Source organism: Collinsella sp. AM09-41 (genome assembly GCF_003473245.1).
Lineage (GTDB): Bacteria > Actinomycetota > Coriobacteriia > Coriobacteriales > Coriobacteriaceae > Collinsella.
Genome location: NZ_QRMJ01000009.1, coordinates 40,546 through 50,480 on the forward strand (window position 1 = coordinate 40,546; position 9,935 = coordinate 50,480).

6 protein-coding genes are annotated in these 9,935 nt (G+C 61.6%); all 6 read left to right on the forward strand.

All coding sequences use genetic code 11. The features are described 5' to 3' along the window. The first annotated feature begins 14 nt into the window (after positions 1 to 14). The 6 genes from DW112_RS09025 to gyrA all read left to right on the forward strand — a co-directional run bounded on the left by DW112_RS09025 (position 15) and on the right by gyrA (position 9,759). Entirely contained in the window at positions 15 to 1,721 is a 1,707-nt protein-coding gene (locus DW112_RS09025; protein ID WP_118328812.1) for a DnaA ATPase domain-containing protein, read from the forward strand. A gap of 238 nt (positions 1,722 to 1,959) precedes the next feature. Continuing rightward, a complete protein-coding gene (dnaN, locus tag DW112_RS09030) occupies positions 1,960 to 3,063 on the forward strand; it encodes a DNA polymerase III subunit beta (RefSeq protein WP_118328813.1) in 1,104 nt (367 codons plus the stop codon). A gap of 9 nt (positions 3,064 to 3,072) precedes the next feature. Further along, positions 3,073 to 4,179 carry a DNA replication/repair protein RecF gene (locus DW112_RS09035; RefSeq protein ID WP_118328814.1) on the forward strand — a complete coding sequence of 369 codons (1,107 nt, stop codon included), beginning with the start codon at positions 3,073 to 3,075 and terminating at the stop codon, positions 4,177 to 4,179. Then, positions 4,166 to 4,729, forward strand: a complete 564-nt coding sequence (locus DW112_RS09040; RefSeq protein WP_118328815.1) for a DciA family protein — start codon at positions 4,166 to 4,168, stop codon at positions 4,727 to 4,729. The genes DW112_RS09035 and DW112_RS09040 overlap by 14 nt, the downstream gene beginning before the upstream one ends. A 105-nt stretch (positions 4,730 to 4,834) precedes the next feature. Next, complete coding sequence (gene gyrB, locus DW112_RS09045) at positions 4,835 to 6,865, forward strand: DNA topoisomerase (ATP-hydrolyzing) subunit B (protein ID WP_118270861.1); 2,031 nt, start codon at positions 4,835 to 4,837, stop codon at positions 6,863 to 6,865. A 185-nt stretch (positions 6,866 to 7,050) separates the two neighbouring features. Continuing rightward, positions 7,051 to 9,759, forward strand: a complete 2,709-nt coding sequence (gene gyrA, locus DW112_RS09050; protein WP_199585364.1) for a DNA gyrase subunit A — start codon at positions 7,051 to 7,053, stop codon at positions 9,757 to 9,759. The last annotated feature ends 176 nt before the right edge of the window (positions 9,760 to 9,935 follow it).

Sequence of the window (9,935 nt, forward strand, 5' to 3'; positions counted from 1 at the left end):
GAACGGGAGAGACAGTGGACGAGGAAGCAAGCATCATCCTGGGGGATGCCATCGCCTTTTGCCAGCGCGACGGCCAAGATGCACGCCTCATCAGCATGCTGGGGCAATCGCGCGCCATAAGCCTGACCGAAGATACGCTCACGATCGAGGCCCCCTCGCGCTTTGCCATCGCGCAGCTCAAAAAGCATCAGCCGACCATTGAGGCCTATCTGGAAGAAATCGCCTTTGCACCGATTGCGCTCGACATCGTGGCACCGCAAGGCGCCGCAGCGGAATCCGCCACGGCTCCCGCTGCTTCCCCGGCGGCGCCGGCCTCCGCAGGCGACGTGCCGGCAATCGAGCACCAGCACAGCGATGTTTCCCGTGAAACCATGGCACCGTTGCCGACCGCGGCGGCGACGTCAACGAACGCACCCGTCACGCACATGCCCATCGCTCATGACGCAACGACGGGCGCGGATTCGGGCATTGCAATCAAGAACACGCTCTCGGCCGATGATTTTCGTCGCATGATGAACCAGATGAAGGGCGGAGCGCCAACTAAATCCACGCAAGCTGCGACCCCCGCTTCACCCATGCCAGCACCGACCGCGCCGGCCGAACAGAATACGGATGGAGCCCCGCTCGCCGCGAACTCAAAATTTACCTTTGAGAACTTTGTCTACGGCCCCGAGAACAGCCATGCCTATCGCTCGGCACTCAAGTTTGCCGCCCTCGCGGACGAGCGGGGCACGTGCACATCACTGTTCATCTACGGCAAATCGGGCCTGGGCAAGACGCACCTGCTGCTTGCCATCAAAAACGAGCTCGCCGAAAAGTCGCCCGAGATCAAGGTCAAGTATGCCAACTCCCAGGCATATCTGGACGACCTGATGACCGAGTTCGACCGCCAAAAGAAGAGCAACGCCCCCATCATGCAGGCGTACCACGGCGTGGACGTGCTCATCATCGACGACATCCAAAACATCATCGGCAAGCGCGCGAGCGTGGACTACTTTTTCCAGCTCATGGACGAGTTCATCCGCAACAACAAGAAGGTCGTCATCGCGGCAGACCGCGCCCCCAAGGACCTGAGCATGGACGAGCGTCTAACCAGCCGCTTCAACGCCGGCATGCTCTGCCTGGTCGCAGAGCCCAGCTACGAAATGAAATACAAGATCTTGCAGCGCTATTACGAGAACACCATCGTCGCCGCTCCCGAGGCAGGCGACGACTCGCTGCTGGCGGCCTATGGGGGCGACGGCGGGCACCTAACCGACGAGCACTTTAAACATATGGCCGAGGTCTCGGGCACCAACATCCGCGAACTCGAGAGCTTTTGCGAGCGCTGCGCCGGCGAGGCGGGCGACCGCGAGCGCGAGGGCGGGGAGCTCACCTTTGACGATATCGACGCCATCGCCAGCCAGTACTTTGACACATCGGCCAAAAAGATCAACGTCCAGACGGTTCAGTCCGTCATCGAAGAGCAGTACGGCGTGACGCACGAGGAGCTCATCGGCCCGCGTCGCAACGCCAATATCGCCAAAGCACGCCATATCGCTATCTACCTGGCCATCGAGATGTGCGAGATGACGACCACGGCGGTGGGCGCCGAATTTGGCAACCGCAACCACTCGACCGTCAGCACGAGTTACAAAAAGGTCCAGAAGATGATCCAGGAAGACCGCACCGTCACCGAAGACCTCAAGTCGCTGCGCGATAAAATTACACTGCGCTCGTAGGGAAATAGAGACACCTGTTGAAAACTTGTCGAAACCACGGGCATAAGGTGTCTAAAACCCAACCCGCGGTGATGAAAAGTTTTGCGCAGGTTTTGAACGTGGAAAACCACCCCTGTTGCACACAGGTTGCTGTCGATTCTCTTTCTTGGTCTGACCTGCGTCTTTGGGAGTAATCAACAGTTTCGTCAGTGCTATTACTATTATTAAGATATTTATATCTATAGAAAGGTATTAAAAGATGAAGTTCACCGTCAGCCAGAGCTCGCTTACACAAGCCATCGGCGTCGTTATGAAGGGTGTCGCTTCGGCATCCACCCTTCCCATCCTGTCGGGCGTGCTCGTTAAGGCCCAAGACGGCATCTTGGAATTCCAGACCTCTAACTACACTATCTCGATCCGTCATCGCATCGCGGCGCATGTCGAAGAAGAGGGCGAGATGGTTATCCCCTGTAAGATGCTCTCCAATATCACCAAGACCCTCCCCGATGCCCCGGTCACCTTTGAGCTGTCCGAGCGCCAGGTGCTGATTGGTTGCGAGAAGAGCTCTTTTAGGCTGAACACGCTCGATGCCAATGACTTCCCCGAGTTTCCGGCCTATGCCATCGAGAGTGCCGTGGAGCTGCCGACCGATGTCTTGTCCGAAATGGTCGGCCGCGTGTGGCGCGTCACCTCGACCGACAAGGCTCGCCCCATCCTGGGCGGCGTGCACATGAAGGTCGAGAACAACACCGTACGCCTGGTGGCGACCGATTCCTTCCGCTTGGCCGTGTGCGATACGCAGGTCGAGACCTCGACCCTCGAGGGCTCCTTTGAGCTCAACGTTCCGGCTGACGCCTTTAACGACGCGCTGAACATCATGGCCAGCCAGGCGACCATCATGATCGGGGCTACCGACACCCAGGTCGTCTTCGAGGCCGGCAACACCACCTACGTGTCGCGTCGCATCGAGGGCGTGTACCCCAACTACAAGCAGCTCATCCCCGATTCGTGCGTGACGAGCGTCAAGATCGATGTCGCCGCCTTTAACGCCGCCCTCAAGCGCGTGGCCGTTATCGCGAGCGCCAACCCCGCCGTCAAGTTCGAGATCGATGCCGAGAACGGGCAGATGGGCCTGTCCTCCATTTCCAATGACCAGGACCTTGCGCAGGAGACGATCGATGTCGAGGCTGAGGGCGAGTCGGGTACCATCGCCTTCAACTACCACTACATCTTCGGCTGCCTCAATGCCCTGTCCAAGGAGAAGGAGATCACGCTGGAGCTCAAGAGCTACTCGCAGGCGGGCATCTTCAAGTCCTACGACAAGATCAACTACCTGTACCTGGTCATGCCGGTCCGCATCTAGCGCTGCGCCATGACCATGTTCGCCCGCGATCTTTCCGTCGCGCACTACCGCAGCTTCGATAGCTATCGCCTTGCCCTGGACGAGGGCGTGACGATACTTGCGGGACCCAACGCGGCGGGAAAGACCAATCTCATAGAGGCGCTGCAGCTGCTGACGAGCGGCGCCTCGTTTAGGCATCCGACTGCAGCCGAGCTCGTCCATGACGGCGTGGGCCCGTGCAAGATCGAGCTGAGGCTCGAGGGCGACGGCCGCGTGCTTGATATGGGATTGAGCGCGGAGGACGGTAAGCGCTCGTTTAGTCGCAACGGCAAGAGATGCTCTGCCGCCGGTGTGCGCGGGATTCTGCCGAGCGTGCTGTTTTGCCCCGACCATCTGGACATGGTTAAGCGAGGCGCCAGTGTGCGCCGCGCCGCCCTCGATGACTTTGGCATGCAGCTGAGCGCGCGTTATGCCGATCTTGCGAGCACCTATGGGCGCTGCGTGACCCAGCGTAACGCCCTGCTCAAGGAGACCTGGTGCTGTCGCGAGATGCTCGGCGCGTGGAACGATTCGATTGCTCGCGCGGGCTCGGCCCTGCTCGTGCACCGGTTGGCCCTACTCGACCGGCTGGCGGGCCATGTGCACACTGCCTACGGGCAAGTGGCGTCCGGCGAGGCTGCCAACGTGACCTATGCGTCCACGCTGGGGGATTTGCCCCAGGTCGAGGATCGCGAAGAGCTGAAGGGTTGGGCGTACGAGCGCATGCTGGCCGCCCTTGACGAGCATGCCGACGAGGAAATTCGCCGCGGCGTGACGTTGGTGGGACCGCATCGCGACGAGATCGAGTTCACCGTGGCGGGTCGCTCCGCCCGTTCATTTGCCAGCCAAGGACAGCAGCGCACGCTGGTACTGTCCTGGAAGGTGGCCGAGGTGGCCGTGGCTCGCGATGTCCTGGGCACCGCCCCGCTGCTGCTTTTGGACGACGTGATGAGCGAGCTCGACGGCGACCGGCGTGGCGCTTTCCTGCGGCTGATCGGCGATGATATCCAGACGGTCATAACTACGACCAACCTGGGGTACTTTACCGATGACCTGCTTGATCGAGCCAAGGTGGTGAGCATGGGTGAGACGTGCTAATTACGAGAGCGAGAGCGAAACGGTCGCCTTCAGCGGGTTTTTGAACGCAGAGCGCCAGCGCATCCTGGCGGCTGCGACCCCTGAGCGCCGTGCGCAGATGGAGGCCGCCGAGGAGTCGCGCACGGTCTATCGCGCATGGAACGCGGTGTGCTCGGGCACGCGCGAGGGGCGGCATGTGACGGGACTGCGCTACCTGCCCGAGTCCAATGAGCTGCTGGTGTATCTCGACTCGCCCTCGTGGACGCAGGAAATGACGTTGTTGCGCGAGATCATCCGCGCGCGCATGGAGCGCGCCGGTGCGCATGTGGACGGCCTGGTGTTCAAAACCACCGCGCCCGGTCACACGCCGCCCGCCGCCAAGGAGCGCCTGCGCCCGGCGACGACCGAGCGATCGCCGGCCCCGCACGCCGACCTAAGTGAGGCCGAGCGTACCGAGATCGAGCGCCAAGTGGCGCCCATCGAAGACCAAAAACTGCGCGAGGCCCTCGAGAACGCCATGAGAGCCAGTGCCGAGTGGGCCAAGGGCGTGCAAAGCAAAAAAGAGCCTTAAATCGCATCTGGCGGCCTTGTAGAGCCAAATACCCTCGTTCCCGAGGGTATTTTTTTACGATAAACTAGTAAGGCTGTACACATTTTCTTGACTGAAGGAGGACGTGTGGCAAACGAAAACGATTACGATGGCGGCGAGATTAAGATTCTCGAAGGTCTCGAGGCCGTTCGTAAGCGCCCGGGCATGTATATCGGCTCGACGAGCGCCAGCGGTCTGCATCACCTGGTGTGGGAGATCGTTGACAACTCCGTCGACGAGGCCATGGCCGGTTTCTGCACCGAGATCCAGGTGACGGTCCACGCCGACAACTCCATCACGGTCGTCGACGACGGGCGCGGCATCCCCGTCGACGAGCACCCTGTTAAAAAGATCCCGACGCTCGAGGTCGTCATGACGATCCTGCACGCCGGCGGTAAGTTCGATAACTCGGCCTATAAGGTCTCGGGCGGCCTGCACGGCGTGGGCATCTCCGTCGTCAACGCACTGTCCAAGCGCGTGGTCGTTCAGGTTCGTCGCGATGGCAACACCTACGAGATGGAGTTCTCGCGCGGCAAGACCGTCAAGAAGATGGAGGTCGTAGGCACCTCGGATTCGACGGGCACCACCGTCACCTTCTGGCCCGACGACGAGATCTTCGAGACCTGCATCTACGATTTCGATACGCTGCACAACCGTCTGCAGGAGACAGCGTTCCTCAATAAGAACCTCAAAATCGTGCTGACCGACGAGCGCGAGGCGACTCCCCACGTGGAGGAGTTTTGCTACGAGGGTGGCATCATCGACTTCGTCAAGTTCCTCAACGAGGGCAAGGACGTCCCCGAGGCCTTTAAGGAGCCCATCTACATCGAGGGCAAGTCGGACCCGGACGCGCCTGTGGCCAAGATGGGCGAGGTCGAGGTTTCCCTGCAGTGGAATAGCGGCTACGGCGAGAACGTCATGTCGTTTGCCAACGACATCTACACTCCCGAGGGCGGCATGCACCTTGAGGGCTTCCGCACCGCGCTCACCCGTGTGATCAACGATTACGCGCGCAAGCAGAACCTGCTCAAGGAAAAAGACGCCAACCTGACCGGCGACGATGTGCGCGAGGGCCTTTCGGCCGTTATCTCGGTCAAGCTGCCCGATCCGCAGTTTGAGGGCCAGACCAAGGCCAAGCTCGGCAGCTCCTATATGCGCGCGCTCACGCTCAAGATCGTGACCGACGGCCTTACCGATTACCTCGAGGAGCATCCCAAGCCCGCTCGTGAGATCGTCAAGAAGGCGCAACAGGCCTGCAAGGCGCGCAACGCCGCCCGCAAGGCGCGCGAGGCGACCCGCCGCAAGAGCCTGCTCGAGACGGCATCCCTGCCCGGTAAGCTCGCTGACTGCTCGGTGCGCGATGCCGAGCTGACCGAGCTCTTCATCGTAGAGGGCGACTCGGCAGGCGGTTCGGCCAAGGACGGCCGTCGCCGAGACATCCAGGCGATTCTGCCCCTGCGCGGCAAGATTCTGAACGTCGAGCGCGTTGGTGACCATCGCGCGTTCTCGAGTGACACCATCCAGTCGCTGATTACCGCGATTGGCTGCGGCGTCACGACGAGTGCCGGCGACGGCGGCGACTTCGATATCACCAAGGCGCGCTACCACAAGATCATCATCATGACCGATGCAGACGTCGACGGTGCGCACATCCGCATTCTGCTGCTGACGTTCTTCTACAAGTACATGCGTCCGCTGATCGATGCCGGCTACGTCTATGTCGCCTGCCCGCCCATCTTTGGCATTAAGGTGCGCAACAAGATCCACTACGTGTATCCCAATGGCCGCCAGCCCGAAGACGAGATCCTGCGCGACACCATCCAGAGTCTGGGCCTGAACCCCGACGATAACGACGAAGACGGCAAGGCCAAGGATGGCAAGATCACCAAGAAGCGCAAGGGCTATACCGTCCAGCGCTACAAGGGTCTGGGCGAGATGGACCCCAAGCAGCTCGCCTCGACGACGATGGATCCCAAGACCCGCATCCTGCAGCGCGTGTCGATCGAGGACGCCGTGGTGGCGGACCGCGCCGTGCGCGAGCTGATGGGTTCCGAGGTCGGCTATCGCCGCGAGTACATTGAAAAACACGCGCACGATGCGCGCTTCTTAGACGCCTAACCTGTTCGGCTTTCCCAGCCACCGCACCTTCGCCCTCAATCGTCGGTCGCGTACCCAAGTACGCTTCCCTCCTCTTTCGAGCGAATCTGCGGCACCTGGAAAAGCCGTCTCCGTGGCAGGGAACTAATGGACCACGCAAACCATGAGGAGGTAACGTGGCAGACGATATCAACAATAACGAGGGCATGGGCGAGGCCGGCGACGCCGGCATGCCCGACGATCTGAGGCGCCTGCTTGCCCGTGCTGAGCAGGGCGAGGACGGCGATCCGGACGCCTATAACCCCGATGCCGATGATGATGAGGAAGAAGACGACGCCGAGCTCGAGGAGAGCTTTGGCGAAGTCGACCGTGGTGCCTCGGCCGGTGAGGATATCAACGGCGGCCAGCTCCAGATTTCGGAGTTTGGCCGCGAGATGAAGCAGTCGTTCATCGAGTATTCGATGTCGGTCATTACGGCCCGCGCCCTGCCGGACGTGCGCGACGGCTTAAAGCCGGTGCACCGCCGCATCCTGTACGCAATGAACGAGAGCGGCATCTACCCCAACCGCCCACACAAGAAGTCGGCCTGGACGGTCGGCGAAGTTATCGGTAAGTACCACCCGCACGGTGACTCCGCGGTCTACGAGGCCATGGTTCGCCTGGCGCAGTGGTTCTCCATGCGCACGCCGCTCATCGACGGTCACGGCAACTTCGGCAACATCGACGGCGACGGCGCGGCAGCCATGCGTTACACCGAGAGCCGCCTGGCAAAGCCCGCCATGGAGCTGCTGCGTGACCTGCAGAAGGATACCGTCGACTGGCAGCCCAACTACGACGAATCACTCGCCGAGCCCGTGGCGCTGCCTGCGCGCTTCCCCAACCTGCTGGTCAACGGCAGCCAGGGCATCGCCGTCGGCATGGCCACCAACATCGCCCCGCACAACCTCACCGAGGCGATCGAGGCCACCTGCTACCTGATCGACAACCCCGAAGCCACCGTCGACGAGCTCATGCAGATCATGCCCGGTCCGGACTTCCCCACCGGCGCCATCATCATGGGCAGCGCCGGCATTAAGCAGAGCTACGAGACCGGCCGCGGCTCCATTACCGTGCGCGCCAAGGCTCACGTGGAGTCCACCAAGACCGGCCGCAGCCGCCTGGTCTTTACCGAGATCCCCTACATGGTCAACAAGGGCACCCTGCAGGAGAAGATCGCCCAGCTCGTCAACGACAAGCGCATCGAGGGCATCTCGGATATGCGCGATGAGTCCAACCAGAAGGGTATCCGTCTGGTCATCGAACTCAAGAAGGGCGTCATCCCGCAGGTCGTGCTCAACAACCTGTACAAGTACACCTCGCTGCAGACGACCTTTGGCGCCAACAACCTGGCGCTTGTCAACGGCGTTCCCAAATGCCTGAGTCTGCGCGAGATGCTGCAGCACTACATCGACCACCAGGTCGACGTCGTCACCCGCCGCACCCGCTTCGACCTTAAGAAGGCCCAGGCCCGCGCGCATATCCTTGAGGGCTACCTGATGGCCCTTGACCATATCGACGAGGTCATCAGCATCATCCGCTCCTCGCAGACCGACTCCGAGGCCAGCAGCCGCCTGATCGAGCGCTTTGGCTTTACGCCCGAGCAGACCACGGCCATCCTCGAGATGAAGCTGCGCCGCCTGACCGGCCTGGAGCGCGACAAGATCCAGGAAGAGCTGGACGGCCTGCGCCGCGCCATCGCCTACTACGAGGACCTGCTGGCGCACGAGGAGAAGATCCTGGGCGTCATTAAGGAAGAGATGCGCGAGATCTCCAAGAAGTTCGGCGATAAGCGCCGCACCGAGATCAGCCATGTCGAGAAGGACCTGGACGTCGAGGACCTCATTGCCGATGAGGACATGGTCGTGACCATCACCCACACCGGCTATGTCAAGCGCATCCCGGTGGCCGCCTACCGCGCCCAGAAGCGCGGCGGCAAGGGCGTGTCGGGCGTCAACCTCAAAGAGGACGACGTCATCGACGAGATGTTCATCGCGTCCACGCACGAGTACGTGCTGTTCTTCTCGAGCAAGGGTAAGGTCTATCGCCTGAAGGTGCACGAGCTGCCGGTGGGTACGCGCCAGGCGCGCGGTACCGCAATCGTCAACCTGCTGCCCTTCGAGGAGGGCGAGAAGATCGCGAGCGTCATCAGCTGCCGCGAGTTCCCTGCCGACGAGTACCTGATGTTTGCCACCAAGAGCGGCATGGTCAAGAAGACCGTAATGAGCGCATATGACCGCAGCCGCCGCGACGGCCTGATCGCTATCAACCTGCGTGACGACGACGCGCTGCTGAACGTGCGCCGCGTGCGCGAGGGCGACAAGATTATCCTGGCCACCACCGCGGGCAAGGCGATCATGTTCTCCGAGGAGCAGGTGCGCGCCACCGGCCGCGATACTAGCGGCGTTCGCGGTATCGGTATGAAGGACGGCGTGAGCGTTCTGGGCATGGAAGTCACTAACGGCAACGGCGATCTATTCGTCATCACCGAGCGCGGCTACGGCAAGCGCACGCCGGTCGCGGACTACCCGGAGCAGAATCGCGGCGGCCAGGGCGTCTACACCATCCAAATGACCGAGCGTAAGGGCAACCTCGCGGCCATGAAGACGGTGGGCCCGCAGCACGAGTTGTTCATCGTGACGGAGGGCGCGACGGTCATTCGCGTCAAGACCGATGAGATTAGCCAGACTGGCCGCGCTACCCAGGGCGTCAAGATGATGACCGTCGACGACAACGACCGCGTATGCGCCGTCGCCCGCATGACGGCCGTCAAGGAGAAGCCCGAAGGCGAAGACACAGAAGACGGCTCTGCCCCCGAAGAAACCCCTGTCGATCTAGGCGACGGCAACGACATGCCAGAAGATCTCCTAGACGAGTAAGAGGCCCTAGCTGGTAGAAAATATCAGACCCCATATATCGGCGGTCGGCGCATCTGCGCGCCGACCGCTTTTTTGACAAGCTTGGAGCCCCGTGTCGGCCCCGGCTGCCCGGCGGCATGCGAAGTCGATCGCGAGTTCCGCACGAGCCGGAGAGCACTTAATGTGCTCTCCGTGCG

What these genes read in the sequence shown, in the direction of transcription:
- dnaN (WP_118328813.1), top strand. Translation starts at nt 1,960, where the DNA reads ATGAAGTTCACCGTCAGCCAGAGCTCGCTTACACAAGCCATCGGCGTC.
- gyrA (WP_199585364.1), top strand. Translation starts at nt 7,051, where the DNA reads ATGGGCGAGGCCGGCGACGCCGGCATGCCCGACGATCTGAGGCGCCTG.
- DW112_RS09035 (WP_118328814.1), top strand. Translation starts at nt 3,073, where the DNA reads ATGACCATGTTCGCCCGCGATCTTTCCGTCGCGCACTACCGCAGCTTC.